This window comes from Streptomyces sp. NPDC045470 (assembly GCF_040646595.1).
In the GTDB taxonomy this organism is placed as follows: domain Bacteria; phylum Actinomycetota; class Actinomycetes; order Streptomycetales; family Streptomycetaceae; genus Streptomyces.
On the sequence record NZ_JBEZAN010000008.1, the window covers coordinates 13,634 to 29,176 of the forward strand.

The following is a 15,543-nucleotide window of genomic DNA, read 5'->3' on the forward strand; positions in this document are numbered from 1 at the left end:
TGCGTACGAGCGGACGCGGAGCCCACGGCCCTCTCAGGCGCCCAAGCCACGGACGCGTCCCGGCACCACCGGGCCGTCGGCCCGGCCCGTCCGGTCGGTCAGCTGCCCCACCAGCCACCGCACCATCGACACCACGTCGGGGTCGTCCACCAGGTACACCACGCGGCGGCCCTCGCGCCGCGACCGCACCAGCCCCGCCAGCTTCAGTTTCGCCAGGTGCTGGCTCACCGCGGGCAGCGCGCCGCCCACCCGCTCCGCCAGCCCGCTCACGTCGCACTCGCCGCCCGCCAGCACCCAGACGATGTGCAGGCGCGCGGGCGACGCGAGCAGCCCGAACGTCGCCGCGGCCTCCGTCAGCACCTCGGCCGACGGATCCGCCACGTCCTCGACGCCACTCGTCACAGCCGCTCTCCATCCGCCCAGGGCCGCCCAGGGACGGGCCCGTGCCCCCGAAAGGTCCCAGTCTAGGCGCCGGGCGCCTTGCACTCCCGTACGAACGGGGGCCTGCTTCCGGCCCCGCTCCCGAACGGCAGAAGCCCCGGTCCCGGGCCCGGGGGCCCGGAGCCGGGGCTCCGTCGTACGGTCGGGGGAAACGGCAACGGGGGGACATGCCGTTTCCCCCGATGGTGGACCGGGCCTCAAAGTCCGCGCCGCCGTCAGGGGGGAAGCTTGCGGCGTGGACCCCGCAGTGAGGCTCGGGTCCCGTACCCCGCGCATTCCTGCCAGATCCGCCGGGCACACGACCATCCTGCTCCGCGCGCCCCTTTACCGGACGCAGGCAAAGGGCCTGCCTCCAAGGGCCTTTGGTCCTTAAAGTCCCGGTCAGCACGCGAACCCCACCTCTCACACCTCTCTCCTTCTTCCCCTCACCTCTCCCGCCTCCTTCTCCCCCTCCTCCCGCCTCCCGCCTCCCTCCCGTCGACTCCACCCCCTGTTACGGAAGTGGTTACACTCACCCGGTCTGCTCTCTGGGGAAGGGCGGGCGGGAGCTGCCGTAGGGGAGACGGGGACAGTCAGATGGCGCAAGCGAAGAAGATCGCGCTGTACGTGGTCGTCGTCTTCGTCCTGTACACGATCATCACGTCCCCGGCACGCGCCGCCGATCTCGTGCAGATAGGGTTCGAGGGCATTTCGTCGGCCGCGCACGGCGTCGGCGAGTTCATGACCCAGCTGATCTCGTAGGACGCGCCGGCCGTACGCAGACGTACGGAGCGGGACGTACGGCGCGGGACGGCCACGGGCCGACCGTACGGAGGACCGCCCAGTGATACGCCACCTGGTTCTTTTCAAGCTCGCCGAGGGTGTCGGACGTGACGAGCCGCGGGTCGTGGCCGGCGTGAAGGCGTTCCAGGAGCTGGCCGACCAGATTCCCGAGCTGGAGTTCTGGGAGTGCGCCTGGAACATCACGGACCGGCCGATCGCGTACGACTTCGCCGTGAACTCCGCCGTGGCCGACACCGACGCCCTCAAGCGCTATATCGAACACCCGGCCCATCAGGCCGCCGCAGGGCAGTGGCGCGAGTTCGCCACCTGGGTGATCGCCGACTACGAGTTCTGAGCCGCGGCTCCGGCCGCGCGCACGTCCCTCGTCCCGCCCCTCGTCCCGCCTCGCGGGCGAGGGGCTTCGTCATGCCCGGTCCCGGCCGTGCGTACGCCTGCTCGTCGATCAACTCTGCGATCAACACGGCGTTATGCGGTGCTTGCACACAGTGCACATGTCTTGTGATGCTATGACCGCTTTTGCCGGTTGAATGGACTGAGAAGGGTGGCGTGACCGTGACGGCCCGAACTGCGCCCAAGGCGCCATCCCGCGAGAGCAGGAGCGCGGACACACGGGCACTCACACAGGTGCTGTTCGCCGAGCTCACGAGCCTGGAGCCGGGCACGCCGGAGCACGCCCGGGTGCGCGCCGCCCTGATCGAGGCCAACCTGCCGCTGGTCCGGTACGCGGCGGCACGTTTCCGCAGCCGTAACGAACCGATGGAGGACGTCGTCCAGGTCGGCACGATCGGCCTCATCAACGCCATCGACCGCTTCGACCCCGGCCGCGGGGTCCAGTTCCCCACCTTCGCGATGCCGACCGTGGTCGGCGAGATCAAGCGCTATTTCCGGGACAACGTGCGCACCGTCCACGTGCCACGCCGCCTCCACGAGCTGTGGGTGCAGGTCAACGGCGCCACGGAGGACCTGACCGTGCTGCACGGCCGGTCGCCGACGACCGCGGAGATCGCCGAACGGCTCAAGATCGGCGAGGACGAGGTGCTGGCCTGTCTGGAGGCGGGCCGCTCGTACCACGCGACCTCCCTGGAGGCCGCTCAGGAGGGTGACGGCCTGCCGGGCCTGCTGGACCGGCTCGGGTACGAGGATCCGGAGCTGGCCGGGGTCGAGCACCGGGACCTCGTCCGGCACCTCCTCGTCCAGCTCCCCGAGCGCGAACAGCGCATCCTGCTCCTCCGTTACTACAGCAACTTGACGCAATCTCAGATCAGCGCCGAGCTGGGGGTGTCGCAGATGCATGTGTCGCGGCTACTGTCGCGGAGCTTCGCACGACTGCGGTCCGCAAACAGGATCGAAGCCTAACCGGGACGGGCTACCCGTTCCTGCACAGATATGTCGACATGGCGCTACAGCGTGTTGCCGACATGTGACATTCTGCAGGAACCGCGTTTGCCGTGGCGCCGCCTCCGGTATTCAGGTGGAGGCATAAGTTCTCGGTTCCGCCGCGGACCGAGGGCGCCGCAGCGACCCGACCGCGACCTCAAGGGGGTGGCATGTCCGTAGAACTGGGCAGCTCGAAGGTGCTTCCCGCGATTCCCGCGCCGGCACCACATGTGCACGACGACGACGCTCTCAACACCCGTACGCTCTCCCGCTCCCTCTTCCTGCGGCTGGCCACGCTCGACAAGGACAGCCCGGAGCGCACGTACGTACGCGACACCCTCATCGAACTGAACCTGCCGCTGGTGCGTTACGCGGCGGCACGTTTCCGCAGTCGCAACGAGCCGATGGAGGACATCGTCCAGGTCGGCACGATCGGCCTGATCAAGGCCATCGACCGTTTCGATTGCGAACGCGGTGTCGAATTCCCGACGTTCGCGATGCCGACGGTGGTCGGCGAGATCAAGCGTTTCTTCCGCGACACCTCGTGGTCGGTCCGCGTCCCGCGCCGCCTTCAGGAGCTGCGCCTGGCCCTGACGAAGGCCAGCGACGAACTGGCCCAGAAGCTCGACCGCTCCCCCACCGTCACCGAACTGGCCCAGTGCCTCGGCGTGTCCGAGGAGGACGTCGTCGACGGCCTCGCGGTCGGCAACGCCTACACCGCTTCCTCGCTCGACTCCCCCTCCCCCGAGGACGACGGCGGCGAGGGCTCCCTCGCGGACCGACTGGGCTACGAGGACAGCGCGCTGGAGGGCGTGGAGTACCGCGAGTCCCTCAAGCCCCTGCTGGCCAAACTCCCGCCCAGGGAGCGCCAGATCATCATGCTGCGCTTCTTCGCCAACATGACACAGTCCCAGATCGGCGAAGAGGTCGGCATCTCCCAGATGCACGTCTCCCGCCTGCTGACCCGCACCCTGGCGACGCTGCGCGACGGCCTGATCTCGGACTGAGCCGGGGCGAGGCCCACACCCTCGGGCGGCTCGGCCGGCCGGCACCGTCCGGCTCCCCGCTTCCCGTACGGGCCGACGCCCTGCCGTACCGGGCCTATGCAACTGACGCGCCGTCAGTGACACTGGCCCGATGCGACGGATCACGCGCGCCCTGAGACCCGCAAGTGCTCCCCGTAATCCCCGCAATCCCCGTACTCCGCACGCCCAGCAGCCACACCTGCCCACGCGCGCACCACACTCCCTGTGTGCCCCGTGCCTCCCGCGTGTCGCATTCCTCCTGCGCGCCCCCTACCTCCCGCGCGCATCACACTTCCCGCGCGCCCTTCTGCCGGTCACCGCCCTGTGCCTGGCCGCGCTGCTCAGCGCCTGCGGCAGCGACGACGGCCGCGGCCACGCCGCGGTGGGCGCCGCCGGCCCGGCGGACGGCCGGTCCCCGACGAGACCGGTACCCCCGCACGACGGGATCACCCTCACTCCCTTGGACGGAGCCGGCACCCCCGCACCCGGCAACGGCTCGCCCCCGTACGCCTCCCCACCTCCGGCGGCCCCCGGCACGGCCAACACCCCCGACTCCGGCCCGGCTCCCCCGGCCACCCCCCGGAACCAAGCCAGAGGCAGCGGCACCGATCGTGACGCCGACCACGACACCGCCTCCACCCCCGGCCCTCCTCCCGGCCACCCCTCCGGACACCCTTCTCAGCGGCCCTCCGCCACACCCCCCGCCTCCAGGCCGGGCCCCAACCCCGACCCGAGCCCCACCCCTTCGCCCACCCCCAAGCCCGACACCCCGCCCCACCTCACCACCGGCCCCGTCAACCGCACGGGCACCGACGTCCGATGGTGCGAAAAGGTCTCCGTCTCCCTGCACAACACCGGCGACCGGCCCGTCACTTCGGGCACCATCACCTTCGGCACCCACATCATCGGCGCCCTGGGCATCGACTGGGCCACCCGCACCTCCACCCACCCGCTCCCGGCCCCCCTCACCGGCCACGCCCGCCGCACCGCCACCTGGCGCGTCTGCGTGTCCGCCTGGCGCGTACCTCTGGGGATGCACATCGAGACCCGGGACGTGGATGTCGATTGGCGCTGACGGACCAGGGCGGCCGGGGCGGAGTGATCGGGGGCGGGGCAGACGGAACCGCGGCACACGCTGCCGGCACAAGGAGCTGGAACCTATGGGCTCACACGGTAAGCCGCCTCCCCCGACCCCCCCCGGCCTCAGCAGCCGTCGCCACGGGACAGTGACGGGCAGCACCCTGACGTGTCCGAGCCCGGTGGCGGCAAGCACCGGTGACGACCGACCTGTCGCACCACCACACCCGGACCCTGCGTCTGCTCGACGCCCGGGACGCGTTCGCCCCCGACACCGTCTGGGTGTGGCACCCCGACGACGACCGCAACCACCCCGTCGCCCGCGCCGACGACGAGCAACGGTGGGCGGCGCCGGTTCACCACCCCACCGAGCCCGTGGTCACGCAGGTGGACGTCGGCCGGCCGGTGCACGCCGACGGTACGGGCCGGCTGCCCACCAGTTCGCTCAGCGCGGCCGATGCCGTACTGACCACCCTCGCCGCCACCGACCCGGACGCCGGCAGCCGCGTACTGCACATCGGTACAGGTACGGGCTACGACTCGGCGCTGCTGTGCGAGCGGGTCGGCCACGCCGATCTCACCACCGTCGAGATCGACCGGACGCTGGCCGACGCGGCCCGCACGCGGCTGCCCGGCCTCGGCTACCGGCCCCGCGTGGCCTGCGCGGACGGTGAGCGCGGCCATGCGCAGGACGCGCCGTACGACCGGGTCCTCTGCACGGCGTCGTCGTCCCGCGTCCCCGCCGCCTGGATCGCCCAGTCCGCCCCCGGCGCGCGCATCGTCACGCCGTGGAAGTCCACGCTCCAGCCCGCCGGCCTGGCCGTCCTGACCCTCGGTGCCGACCGCCGCGTCGCCGGCGGCCGTTTCGGCATACCGCTGACCTTCATGGATCTGCGCGGCCGGCGCCGCACCGACAAGCCGCTCCCGCGCGTCTGCACCCCGCGGCGATGGGCGGAGAGCCGGTACGGGACGTCCGCCCTCCCGCCGGACCTCCTCGACGACTTCCACGCCCGCTTCGCCCTCGGCCTCCAACTGCCCGGCGTCCACGCGATCCGTACGCTCACGCCGGACGCCGCCCCCGCCTGGTGGCTGTCCGCGGACGCCGCCTGGGCCTACGTGTGCGCCGGGGAGTCGTACCAGTGGGGCGACCGCGACCTGGCCACCGAGGCCGAACGGGCCTACGCGTGGTGGCTGGAGACGGACAGCCCGGAGGAGTTCGAGTTCGGCATGACGGTGGACGGTGCCGAGCACCGGACGTGGTTCGGCTCGGAGGACGGGCCGAGCTGGCCGGTGGGCCCGTAAGGAGCCGAGGGGGTACGGATGTCCAGGCGTGCGCCCCCGAGAGCGCATCAGGGTCGTCACCCCGCAGGCTGACCCCTGACGCGACCGCAGGCTGACTCCTTCCGCATGCCTGCGCGCTATCTTCAACTCCCGTAACAGTCAGGGGCGCAGGAACGGGCCGAGCAAGCCCCAGCCTGCCGGGAGCGGGGAGCGGCACGTGGGGCAGAAGCAACGACGGTACGGGCTCGCGGAGCGCCGGGCGGGCGGGCGGGCCGGTGTGGCGCTGGGGGCGGCCGCCCTGACCGCCGTCACCCTCTTGGCCACAGCCATCGGCACCGCAGGCCCCGCCCGGGCCATGTCCGGCGGCACGCAGCTACCCCGGCCAGGCGCCGCACCCTGGCTGGCGACGCTGGCCAAGAAAGGCGACACCCCGCTGCTGGACCGGGCGTCCTGCGGCGGCGTCCTCGTCGCGCCCGACCGCGTCCTCACCGCGGCCCACTGCGTGGACGGTGTGGACGTTCACCGCATGGAAGTCCACCTGGGTTCCTCGGTCCTCTCGCAGGACCCCGGCACCGTACGCGACGTACGCAGCGCCACCCTGCACCCGCGCTACAAGCTCCTGCCGTCCCCCGCGGGCCCCGACCACCCGGAACTGTCCTCGGCCGCCCACGACCTGGCCGAACTACGGCTCAGCGCACCGATACGCGGCGTCAAGCCGCTCCCCGTCGCACAGCACCGGCCACGCCCCGGCACCCCCGTATCGATCTTCAGCCACGGCACCACGGCCGCGCCCGACCCGTCCCGGCCCGGCGTGGAGCTACGCGGCGACGTCCTGCGCCGCGGCGACCTCACCGTACGACGTCACGAGCAGTGCGCCGCGCAGACACCCGCGGTGGTGGACGAGGTATCGGTCTTCTGCGCCCGGGATGCGCGCGCCGACCTGCCGGGCCGCACCGCCACGACCATGTGCGAGGGTGACAGCGGCAGCCCGTTGGTGACCTGGGGGCGGCGCGGCCCTGAACTCGCCGGCATCTTCAGCTTCGCCGGCGAGACCGCCGGAAAGGTCTGCGGTCAGCCCGCCGACGCGGCGTTCGCCGACGTACCGGCACTGCTGCCGGGGCTGCTGCCGGGGGTGCGCGCCGCCAACCCGATCCTCCGCCAGGCAGTCGGCACGTGACACGAGTGGTCAGTTGAAAGCGACCGCGGCGGCCCCGCCGAGCGCGGCCAGTACGTACGCCGGCGCCCCCCGCCAACCCGTGCGCGGTGCCCTGAGGCCCCGAGTGCTGAACAGCAGCACGGACTGGCCCGCGTATCCCGGCACCACGACACCGAGTACGCCGAGCACGCCGAGGGTGCGGATGCTCAACTCGAAGTCGGTGCCGCTCAGCACGCCGGTGCCGACCATGGCCAGCGCGGCGACCGCGTACATCAGGCCGGGGCCGGGCCTGACGTCGTCACGCTGGTGGGGAGCGGCTTCGTCCTCCCCGCGAGGCTCTCCGGCGTAGCGCCAGTCCCGCTGTTCGACGCCGAAACAGGCGATCATCAGGATGACGGCCTCCACCGCCAGGACGGCGGCCGCGACAAGTACGAAGGACACGTGTCCACCCACACGAGGTCATGAGCGGTCCTGCCTTCTGCATGGCGTGTGCCGATGAACACCCTCACGGCTTCGCGCTCCTTGGAACTTACCGGCATGCTCCCCATGAAGCGCCGGTCGATCCAGGCCGTCTTCTTGGCTCCGCTTGACCCGCGTCCCACGCTGCACACCCCACACCCCACACCCCACGCCCCGCGGCCTACGGCTTACGGCTTGGGCGCCACCGCCGCAAGCTCCGCCACCGACCCCGACATGATCGTCCGCACATGCTCGGTGATGTGCTCGACCGGCCAGTCCCACCAGGCCAGTTCGAGCAGCCGGCCGATGTCCGCCTCGTCGTAGCGGCGGCGGATCAGCTTGGCCGGGTTGCCGCCGACGATGCCGTAATCGGGTACGTCGTCCACGACGACGGCGCCGGACGCGATGACCGCGCCGTGGCCGATCCGTGCGCCCGGCATGACCATGGACCGGTACCCGAACCACACGTCGTTGCCGACCACCGTGTCGCCCTTGCCCGGCAGCCCGCTGATCAGGTCGAAGTGGTCGGACCACGACCCGCCCGTGATCGGGAAGGGAAACGTCGAGGGCCCGTCCATCCGGTGGTTGGCGCCGTTCATGATGAACCGCACGCCCTCGCCCAGCGCGCAGTACTTGCCGATGATCAGCTTCTCGGGCCCGTAGTGGTACAGCACGTTCCGCGTCTCGAACGCGGTCGGGTCGTCCGGGTCGTCGTAGTACGAGAAGTCGCCGACCTCGATGAGCGGCGAGGTGACGAGGGGCTTCAGCAGCACCACCCGCGGCTGGCCGGGCATCGGGTGCACGACGTTCGGGTCAGCGGGGACTAGTGGCATGGGGCAGCGCCCTCTCATAGGGGGTGAGCGGTGGGATACGGACCGGGCCGGTGCCTCGGGCCCGCCCCTCGCGTCATGATCGCAGCCACCGCCACCGCAGGCGATCGGTTAACCGTCCACCGGACCCAAGTTGCCCATCCGGCAAGGGAACTTGCCGGCCCGTAGAGGCGGGCGCAACCTGTTGCCCGCTGAAGGCCGTAGCGCGAACCAGGGGGCACCACGATGACCAGCCGGCACGACACCGGGACCACACCGGACGCCGGAACCGACCCCGACGCGCCACGCGGCAACCGCGTCCGCCTCGTCCGGTCCGGCGAGCTGGACGGCCACGCGGCGATCAGCGGCTGCACCGTCGGCTCGAAGCGGCTCTGGACGGGAAGGGCCGAGAACCCGCCGCTCAGCTCGACGGACAACCACCACCACGGCGCGTCCGGAACGGGAATCCACGTCGTCAGCGGCCATCCCGTCTTCGTCCACCACGACGGCGAACAGGAGGTACGGATCGCCGCGCACCCCGGCGACTTCGTACTCGTCCCGCCCTTCGTCCCGCACCGCGAAGAGAACCCCGGCCCGGACGAACCGGCAGTCGTCGTGCTCGCCCGCACGGCGCAGGAGCCGATCAAGGTGTCCGTACCCGAGCTGTACCGGGACGAGGAGACCGGGCCGCGGTAGCCGACCACGCCGGGCCCGGCCCCCGCCACCTGGGACACTGGTACCGGAAGAGCCCCGTACTCACGCACACCGGTAGGGAGAGTCACAGGTGAGCAAGGCGCCGGAGAGTGCCCTGTCGACCGTCATGATGGTGATCGCCACCGGAAGGCGTCTGCAGGAGCGGCTGGAAACGCGGCTTACCGGCATCGGCCTGTCGATGCGGCTCTTCGGGGCGCTCGGGCACATCTCCCGCGACCCCGACCTGTCGTACAGCGATCTGGCCCGTCGCGCGGGCGTGACGAGCCAGAGCATGCGCGCCACCGTCCTCATGCTGGAGGAACTGGGTGCGGTACGGCGCGACCTGCAGGGGCAGGGGCACCGCGCGCGGCTGGAGCTGACGGACGAGGGCCATACCCTGCTCGACCGGGCCCGGGCCATCGTCGCCGAGCTGGACGAGGAGTTCCTGAAGGCCGCGGGGCAGGATCAGAAGGCGGCCCTGGACACCGCCTGCGAGCGCGCGCTGGACCCGGGGGGACCGTTTCCCTTCCGGGCCGAGTAGCCCGCGCCCATGGCTCCGCCCCGGTGCCGTACGAACTCGGCCGGGTGAGAGCCCGCCTTCGACGTACCTTACGGACGGGTGGTGGCGTTGAATGGCCAGGTGGCCACCCGTCGCTCTCCGGGAGGATGTGCACATGAGCGTCGAGTCGGCCGACCACAGCCGCGGCGTCTATCCAGAACATGCCCTGAAGTGCGCGGTCCAGCATGTTCGCGGCGACCGGGTCCAGGTCATTGAGGGAATCATCGAGCCGGTGTCGCCAACCTGGGACCACTGATCCACCGCCGACATCCTCCGTGACCGGGTTCGCGCCCGCGCCCGCGAACTCGGTTGCATGATCGGCTCGGGCAGCCTCGGCCTGCCCGGCTCCCCCAACTGGTACGTACCCGACCTCGCCGTCGTCCGGCCGCCGCGGCCAAGGGCGCCGGCGCCCTTCTTTCCGACCAGACACTGCTGGTCGTGGAGGTCACGTCGCATTCCGACGCCGACACCGACCGCGTCGTCGAGCGCCGCCGCTCCGCCGAGTACGGTGCGCCCCTGTACCTGCTCGTGGACCGCCAGCAACGCGCCCCCACCCTGTTCGCCGAACCGGGCCGTCTCGGTTGCACCCGGATCACCGGCCCGCTGCCGTACGGCGCCTCGCTGCACATCCCGGACCCGTTCGCCCTGGACCTGGACACCAGCGTCTTGTGACCCGCACGGCAGGCGGCGGACCACCACGCACCACGCCGGCCCTCCGGTGACCGATCGCCCGTACAGCCGTGCCTGTCAGCTCCAGTCCACGGTCCCGGACTGGACGATGCGTCCCAGGAAATCGATGGCGGCGATGTCGGTGCCGCCGCACTGGTTGACCGACCCTCCGAAGGGGAGCGCGGCCAGGTTGCCGTCACCGGTTCCCGCACCGCGCGTGGCAGCGCCTACGGCGTGGGGCGCGGTGTCCTGGATGACGCAACGCGTACCGAACGCCGGGGAGAGAAAGGCGCCGACGCCTCCCGCGAAGGCCGGTACGGCGACGGCGAGGCCGCTTGCGTACGCAGCGATGGTGACTCCCAGTACGGTACCGATTCGAGCCGTGTCCACGAGCGACGAACGACTGCCCGCGCGGCTTGGTCACCACCACTTCCACCGGGCGGGCTACTCCCTCTCGGGACTCCGGCCCCCGCCGGTCGTTCCCTCGGCCGCCACGAATGACCCCGTGCCGGGTGTCGTGATGATCAGCCCCTCTTCCCGGAGCGCGGCGGTGGCCTTCCGGACGGTCACACGCGCCACGCCGAACTCCTGCTCAAGCTTCACCTCGGAGATCAGGTGGCGTGGCGGGTACGCACCGCTGGTGATGCGCGACCGTAGTTCGTCGGCGACCTGCTCCCACTTCGAGCGCGGACGCTGCTTGCACCTGTTCGTTTCCCGCCGCCGCTTGCCGCAAGACGAAAGACCCGAGACCGGGTTCGGTGGTGATCAAGCCCTCCGCCCGCAGCCCACGGTGCACCTTGTGGGCGGTGACAGCCGCGATGCCGAACTCTTCCTCGAGTTGGAGGACCGACGGGACGCGTTCCCCGAGGCCGTACGTACCGTCGGAGATCCGCTCCCGGATCACTTCGGCGATCTGCATCCACTTGGGCCGCGTCGGGTCGAACTTCATCGTGAGGGCGACCACTCACGCCCCGCCGGGGCCCTCGTCGCGCTGCCTCGGCAGATCCTTGGAGACGAAGGACCCCACGCCCGGCTCCGTGTAGATCAGGCCCTCCGCGCGGAGGCCACGGTGCACCTTCTGGCCCGTGGACGTGGAGATCCCGAACTCGTCCAGCATCTCCGTCACCGAGGGAACTCGCGCTCCTGGCTGATAGACGCCGTCTTCGATGCGCTCGCGGATGACCCGCGCGACTTGTCGCCACCGCGGCACGTCAGGGGCAAATTCGATCACAGGACCAAGGTCAGCAGACTGCAACATGGCATGCGAGGCCTAGTTCGGTCGCTTTGGTAGCTCTGGTCGCTAGGGGGCAGCAGGGCTACTAGGGCCACGGACAGTAGACCCCGGCGAGTGCTAGCCCACTCCCGGGGCGTGGCCAACGCTGCGCAAGGAGCGCCGACATGCGTCACCGTATTCTTCGACTGGCGGCATGGGCGGGGAAACTCATCTCGCCGCCGCCCATCACGCCCTTCACGCCCCCCACGCGCCCCTGCGCCCCTCCCCCACCGCAAGGCGCGAACGAGCCGCCTCCCACCCGCTCGACACCCCCCTGAACGTCGACGCCCCCCTCGTACGCCCGTACCTGACCGCCTGCGAAGTGCGGGTCGGCGATCAGCAAGCTCGACGCTTCGCGCGCATGCGCACGATGCACGGGGAGTTCGCCGTACGAGCGCGCCGGAAGGGCCCGTACCGGGCATGCGCCTGTTGCCCTGGTCGCAGGAGGGCGGGAAGCGATGTCTGCTGTCGACGGACGGCGACGGCTACGTGGCGCGGTTCGCGGACGACATGGAGGCAGCACAGCTCGACATGGGTACGGAGCTGCTCGATCACGCCGGGGCGATGCTGGGCGAACCCGACGCATCGGCCGGTTAACTGCGCTTTCTCGCCAATCGATTGGTCGAGGCACTGCACGACACGTTGCGGGTGGCCGACAGCCGAGGCCGGCGGGTTCCCGGCCTGGGCGGTGCGAGCGGAAGGGGGGCGTCGGCCGCTTGGCGGCGGCCGGGTGAGGGGACGTCAGGCCGGACCGGCCCCGTACGGGACGCGCGGGCCGGGAGCGGCCGTCAGCTCAGGGCGAGCCACGCCGCGCCGACGACGACCGCGATCGCGACGATCACGCCGATGACGACGCCGACGCGGGGGCCGCCGGACGACTGCTGCTGAGCCGCTGCCCGGCGGCCACCGGACTGCTGGGGGGCGCCCTCGTCCACGAAGGCGCGGAACATCTGCGTGCTGCCGGCCGGGTCCTGCTGGCCGTTGGCCGGGTTCTGCTGGTAGTTCGCCATAGGCCAGGACACTAGCGAACCCGGCATGAGCGGCACACCCCTGGGCCTCGTGCGTCACAGCACAGTCGCCCGGCGATCCGCTCCACCGGCCCCGGGCTCCACGGGCCCTACCGTGTGCGCAATGCCGCTACCACTTCGACTTCCAGCAGGTACTCAGGTGCGAAGAGGGCGGCGACGCCCACCAGCGTGCTCGCCGGTGCCTTGGTGGTGCCCGCTCGCAGCGGGGCGAAGATCTCAGGGAGCAGGGCGGGGGTGTAGTCCACCACGTAGACGGTTTCCTTGATGATGTCGTCCCGGGTGGCGCCGACCGCCGCGAGGGCCGTATCCAGGTTGCGGGCTATCTGGGCGGCCTGGGCCGCGTGATCGCCGGGTCCGACGGGCCGTCCGTCGGCGTCCCAGGCGACCTGCCCCGACAGGTGCGCCAGCCGGACGCCTTCGGTGACGACGACTTGGCTGATCAAGGGTGCCGGGTCGGGTAGGGCGGACGGATTGAGGCGTTGTGGGGGTGTGACGGCGCTGCCCTCTCGGGGCCTGGGGTTCACGACGGCGCACCCGCCCAGGCCGTGAGCGCCTCGTGCCGTTCGGCCTGACGGGCGCGGATGTCGGTGGTACGGGTGGCCCAGGCCACGTGGCCGTCGGGGCGTACGAGGATCTCGGTGACGCCGTCCAGGTCGGGGTGGGTGTCCCGAGTGGTGACGGTGACGGGGGTGACGCGGGCGCCCCAGCCCGCGGCGACCGCCGACCCGAGGCCCGGGGCGTCGCCCGCGAGGTCGAGGTGGACGTACCGGCCGGCCGGGAGGAGTTCGTACACCCGTACCGCCTCCGACCCGGCGGCGGCCAGGCCGATGTCCGGCATCCGGTGCCCCACCAGCGGATCGGCGCCGGGCGTGGTCGGCGGGTAGGCCGTGCCGAGGGCGGAGACCCGGGCGGCGAGGGTGCGGTTGACCTGGGACATGCCGAGGAGTTCGTCGAAGAGGGCACGCAGGGCCGCGGCGGGGCGCTGATACCGCGGTACGAGGGTCAGTTCGGCCAGCAGGGTCTGGACCTCGGTGTTCTCGGTGACCGACTGCCCGACCGGCCGCCGCTCCCCGTCGTACGTGTCCAGCAGGCCGGGCGGGGCCCACCCGTTGACCTCGGCGGCCAGCTTCCAGCCGAGGTTCATGGCGTCCTGGAGGCCGGTGTTGAGGCCCTGGCCCGCTGCGGGGAAGTGGATGTGGGCGGCGTCACCCGCCAGGAGGACGTGGCCCGCGCGGTAGCTCTCGGCGAGCCGGGTGGCGTTGCCGAAGCGGGAGAGCCAGCGGGGTTCGGCGACACCGCAGTCGGTACCGCAGAGCCGGGTCAGGGACTCGCGGAACTCCTCCAGGGTCACGGGCTCTCCGGCCGGCACGCGCATCCGTTCCGGGTCGATGAGGACGAGCCGGACGATGCCGTCCTCCATCGGGGCGACCAGTACGCCCCGCTCGCGGGCGGCGTCGAGGGCGGCGGGGTCGGTGACCGCGAAGTCGCCGAGTACGCCGGTGAGGGTTTCGTCCGTACCCGGGAAGGCGATTCCGGCGGACTGCCGTACGACGCTGCGGCCGCCGTCGCAGCCGACGACGTAACGGGCCCGTATCGTCGCAACGCTCCCGTCCCGGCCACGCACCTTCAGATCGACCCCGTCGCCGTCCTGGCCGATCCCGGCGACCTCGTGACCGCGCTCGATCTCGACGCCCAGCTCCCGGGCGCGCTCCGCCAGCAGCGCCTCGGTGTGCGCCTGAGCGAGGAACAGCGTGTAGCCGTGCCGGGAGTCCAGTACGGAGAAGTCCAGGTGGGTGGGGAGCTGGGCGAAGTGCCAGCCGGGCACGGGCCGGCCGAGCGGGAGGAAACGGTCGAGCAGTCCGCGCTGGTCCATCAGCTCCACGCTGCGCGGGTGCAGGCTCAGGGCCCGCGAGTCGCGCTGCGGCTCGGTACGGCGCTCGAAGACGCGGGTGCGTACGCCGGCCAGCGCCAGTTCGCAGGCGAGCAGCAGGCCGGTGGGGCCCGCGCCCACGACAGCCACATCAACATTCATCGGAGTGACCCTCCCTATTTAGTGAACAACGTTCACGTGAACAGCGTTCACTATAGTGAGGGTCATGAGCTCCCCGTCAACCCCGGCTCGCGGCCGCCCCGCCCGGCTCGACCGCACACGCACCCTGCGAACCGCCCTCGACCTGCTGGACCGATCGGGCCTCGACGCACTGACCATGCGTCGGCTCGCCGACGCGATGGGCGTACAGGCCGGCGCCCTGTACCGCTATTTCGCGACCAAGCAGGATCTGCTCACCGCCATGGCGGAGCGGATGATGGAGGGCGCCGCCGAGGCTGCCGTCACCGCATCGGCGGCCACGGCGGACGGCGGCGACTGGAGTGAGCGGCTGACCGCCCTCGCCCGCGCCGCGCGCAGCGCCCTGCTCACCCACCGCGACGGCGCCCGCGTCTTCGCGGGTACGCACGCGACCGGCGAGAGCGTCCTCGGCTTCGCCGACGCGCTCGTGGGCGTCCTGCGCGAGGCGGGCTTCAGCGACGACGCGGCGGTCCGGGCGCTCTACACGGTGGTCAACTACACCGTGGGCCACACGCTGGAGGAGCAGGCGGCCCTCCAGGCGCAGGACGAGAGCACCGAGGACGCAGGAGCACTCCGCGACGCGGTGACCGCCGGGACATACCCCCACCTCGGCGCCACCCTCCCCACCCTCACCAGCACAGACTTCACCGGCCTCTTCGAGTTCGGGCTCGACCTGATCGTCGAGGGGCTCCGGGCGCGGCAGGCGCCGTCGGCGGCCACCCCTGCGGAGTAGTGCAGGCACGGCGGTACAGCGAGGGCCGGAGCCCTCGCTCCGTTCAGGTGGGGGCGGCAGTACCCGCCCCCACCTGCGCCTTTACACCCCCACCCGATCCCCTTGACCGTTG

General features: G+C 71.6%; 21 protein-coding genes and 1 pseudogene. 12 read left to right on the forward strand and 10 right to left on the reverse strand.

Features of this window, described 5'->3' with window-relative positions:
* Positions 1-33: 33 nt before the first annotated feature.
* Entirely contained in the window at positions 34-402 is a 369-nt protein-coding gene (locus AB0A97_RS22550) for a metalloregulator ArsR/SmtB family transcription factor (protein ID WP_361152751.1), read from the reverse strand.
* Between the two features lie 615 nt (positions 403-1,017).
* On the opposite strand from AB0A97_RS22550, the gene AB0A97_RS22555 reads away from it, so the two are divergent.
* The 7 genes from AB0A97_RS22555 (at position 1,018) to AB0A97_RS22585 (ending at position 7,161) form a co-directional block, all read left to right on the forward strand.
* Positions 1,018-1,182 (forward strand): hypothetical protein, encoded by a 165-nt coding sequence (locus AB0A97_RS22555; protein ID WP_167745376.1) that lies wholly within the window; start codon positions 1,018-1,020, stop codon positions 1,180-1,182.
* Positions 1,183-1,264: 82 nt separating this feature from the next.
* Positions 1,265-1,558 (forward strand): Dabb family protein, encoded by a 294-nt coding sequence (locus AB0A97_RS22560; RefSeq protein WP_030017599.1) that lies wholly within the window; start codon positions 1,265-1,267, stop codon positions 1,556-1,558.
* A gap of 212 nt (positions 1,559-1,770) precedes the next feature.
* A complete protein-coding gene (locus AB0A97_RS22565) occupies positions 1,771-2,580 on the forward strand; it encodes an RNA polymerase sigma factor SigF (RefSeq protein WP_031012303.1) in 810 nt (269 codons plus the stop codon).
* Positions 2,581-2,771: 191 nt separating this feature from the next.
* Entirely contained in the window at positions 2,772-3,608 is an 837-nt protein-coding gene (locus AB0A97_RS22570) for an RNA polymerase sigma factor SigF (RefSeq protein WP_030017597.1), read from the forward strand.
* Between the two features lie 478 nt (positions 3,609-4,086).
* Positions 4,087-4,701: a hypothetical protein gene (locus tag AB0A97_RS22575; RefSeq protein ID WP_361152755.1), complete on the forward strand. Its 615-nt coding sequence runs from the start codon at positions 4,087-4,089 to the stop codon at positions 4,699-4,701.
* Between the two features lie 200 nt (positions 4,702-4,901).
* Entirely contained in the window at positions 4,902-6,005 is a 1,104-nt protein-coding gene (locus AB0A97_RS22580) for a methyltransferase domain-containing protein (protein WP_361152757.1), read from the forward strand.
* A 196-nt stretch (positions 6,006-6,201) separates the two neighbouring features.
* Positions 6,202-7,161, forward strand: coding sequence for a serine protease (locus AB0A97_RS22585; protein WP_361152760.1), 960 nt, complete (start codon positions 6,202-6,204; stop codon positions 7,159-7,161).
* Between the two features lie 9 nt (positions 7,162-7,170).
* Here the strand turns inward: AB0A97_RS22585 and AB0A97_RS22590 are convergent, their stop codons facing one another.
* Both AB0A97_RS22590 and AB0A97_RS22595 read right to left on the reverse strand, forming a co-directional pair.
* Positions 7,171-7,581 (reverse strand): hypothetical protein, encoded by a 411-nt coding sequence (locus AB0A97_RS22590; RefSeq protein ID WP_361152762.1) that lies wholly within the window; start codon positions 7,579-7,581, stop codon positions 7,171-7,173.
* Positions 7,582-7,787: 206 nt separating this feature from the next.
* Positions 7,788-8,432 (reverse strand): CatB-related O-acetyltransferase, encoded by a 645-nt coding sequence (locus AB0A97_RS22595; protein ID WP_361152765.1) that lies wholly within the window; start codon positions 8,430-8,432, stop codon positions 7,788-7,790.
* Positions 8,433-8,654: 222 nt separating this feature from the next.
* Here AB0A97_RS22595 and AB0A97_RS22600 point away from each other — a divergent pair, with 222 nt between their 5' ends.
* From AB0A97_RS22600 to AB0A97_RS22610, 3 genes and pseudogenes are all read left to right on the forward strand, one after another.
* A complete protein-coding gene (locus AB0A97_RS22600) occupies positions 8,655-9,104 on the forward strand; it encodes a cupin domain-containing protein (protein WP_361152767.1) in 450 nt (149 codons plus the stop codon).
* An 88-nt stretch (positions 9,105-9,192) separates the two neighbouring features.
* Positions 9,193-9,642, forward strand: coding sequence for a MarR family transcriptional regulator (locus AB0A97_RS22605; protein ID WP_361152770.1), 450 nt, complete (start codon positions 9,193-9,195; stop codon positions 9,640-9,642).
* A gap of 133 nt (positions 9,643-9,775) precedes the next feature.
* Positions 9,776-10,332, forward strand: a pseudogene (locus tag AB0A97_RS22610) (Uma2 family endonuclease).
* A gap of 75 nt (positions 10,333-10,407) precedes the next feature.
* Here AB0A97_RS22610 and AB0A97_RS22615 read toward each other — a convergent pair.
* Genes AB0A97_RS22615 through AB0A97_RS22630 form a run of 4 tightly spaced genes read right to left on the reverse strand, consistent with a single transcriptional unit; the run spans position 10,408 to position 11,587 of the window.
* Positions 10,408-10,719: a hypothetical protein gene (locus AB0A97_RS22615; protein ID WP_361152772.1), complete on the reverse strand. Its 312-nt coding sequence runs from the start codon at positions 10,717-10,719 to the stop codon at positions 10,408-10,410.
* Positions 10,720-10,773: 54 nt separating this feature from the next.
* Positions 10,774-10,974 carry a GntR family transcriptional regulator gene (locus AB0A97_RS22620; RefSeq protein ID WP_361153376.1) on the reverse strand — a complete coding sequence of 67 codons (201 nt, stop codon included), beginning with the start codon at positions 10,972-10,974 and terminating at the stop codon, positions 10,774-10,776.
* On the reverse strand, positions 10,922-11,278 hold the full coding sequence (locus AB0A97_RS22625; protein ID WP_361152774.1) for a GntR family transcriptional regulator: 357 nt from the start codon (positions 11,276-11,278) through the stop codon (positions 10,922-10,924). The genes AB0A97_RS22620 and AB0A97_RS22625 overlap by 53 nt, the downstream gene beginning before the upstream one ends.
* Before the next feature lie 15 nt (positions 11,279-11,293).
* Complete coding sequence (locus AB0A97_RS22630; protein ID WP_361152777.1) at positions 11,294-11,587, reverse strand: winged helix-turn-helix domain-containing protein; 294 nt, start codon at positions 11,585-11,587, stop codon at positions 11,294-11,296.
* A 435-nt stretch (positions 11,588-12,022) separates the two neighbouring features.
* Between AB0A97_RS22630 and AB0A97_RS22635 the strand changes: the two genes are divergently transcribed.
* Entirely contained in the window at positions 12,023-12,199 is a 177-nt protein-coding gene (locus AB0A97_RS22635; protein ID WP_361152780.1) for a hypothetical protein, read from the forward strand.
* 191 nt (positions 12,200-12,390) lie between these two features.
* On the opposite strand, the gene AB0A97_RS22640 is transcribed toward AB0A97_RS22635, so the two are convergent.
* The 3 genes from AB0A97_RS22640 to AB0A97_RS22650 form a co-directional block, all read right to left on the reverse strand.
* Positions 12,391-12,612 (reverse strand): hypothetical protein, encoded by a 222-nt coding sequence (locus AB0A97_RS22640; RefSeq protein ID WP_361152782.1) that lies wholly within the window; start codon positions 12,610-12,612, stop codon positions 12,391-12,393.
* Positions 12,613-12,719: 107 nt separating this feature from the next.
* Entirely contained in the window at positions 12,720-13,073 is a 354-nt protein-coding gene (locus AB0A97_RS22645; RefSeq protein ID WP_361152785.1) for a RidA family protein, read from the reverse strand.
* 77 nt (positions 13,074-13,150) lie between these two features.
* A complete protein-coding gene (locus AB0A97_RS22650) occupies positions 13,151-14,662 on the reverse strand; it encodes a monooxygenase (protein WP_361152787.1) in 1,512 nt (503 codons plus the stop codon).
* 64 nt (positions 14,663-14,726) lie between these two features.
* Here AB0A97_RS22650 and AB0A97_RS22655 point away from each other — a divergent pair, with 64 nt between their 5' ends.
* On the forward strand, positions 14,727-15,431 hold the full coding sequence (locus AB0A97_RS22655) for a TetR/AcrR family transcriptional regulator (protein ID WP_361152790.1): 705 nt from the start codon (positions 14,727-14,729) through the stop codon (positions 15,429-15,431).
* The last annotated feature ends 112 nt before the right edge of the window (positions 15,432-15,543 follow it).

Excerpts from the sequence above, each read along its gene's own strand:
- AB0A97_RS22635 (WP_361152780.1), top strand. The coding sequence starts at position 12,023 with ATGCGCCTGTTGCCCTGGTCGCAGGAGGGCGGGAAGCGATGTCTGCTG.
- AB0A97_RS22640 (WP_361152782.1), bottom strand. The coding sequence starts at position 12,612 with ATGGCGAACTACCAGCAGAACCCGGCCAACGGCCAGCAGGACCCGGCC.
- AB0A97_RS22650 (WP_361152787.1), bottom strand. The coding sequence starts at position 14,662 with ATGAATGTTGATGTGGCTGTCGTGGGCGCGGGCCCCACCGGCCTGCTG.
- AB0A97_RS22625 (WP_361152774.1), bottom strand. The coding sequence starts at position 11,278 with ATGAAGTTCGACCCGACGCGGCCCAAGTGGATGCAGATCGCCGAAGTG.
- AB0A97_RS22595 (WP_361152765.1), bottom strand. The coding sequence starts at position 8,432 with ATGCCACTAGTCCCCGCTGACCCGAACGTCGTGCACCCGATGCCCGGC.
- AB0A97_RS22655 (WP_361152790.1), top strand. The coding sequence starts at position 14,727 with ATGAGCTCCCCGTCAACCCCGGCTCGCGGCCGCCCCGCCCGGCTCGAC.
- AB0A97_RS22555 (WP_167745376.1), top strand. The coding sequence starts at position 1,018 with ATGGCGCAAGCGAAGAAGATCGCGCTGTACGTGGTCGTCGTCTTCGTC.
- AB0A97_RS22630 (WP_361152777.1), bottom strand. The coding sequence starts at position 11,587 with ATGTTGCAGTCTGCTGACCTTGGTCCTGTGATCGAATTTGCCCCTGAC.
- AB0A97_RS22570 (WP_030017597.1), top strand. The coding sequence starts at position 2,772 with ATGTCCGTAGAACTGGGCAGCTCGAAGGTGCTTCCCGCGATTCCCGCG.
- AB0A97_RS22600 (WP_361152767.1), top strand. The coding sequence starts at position 8,655 with ATGACCAGCCGGCACGACACCGGGACCACACCGGACGCCGGAACCGAC.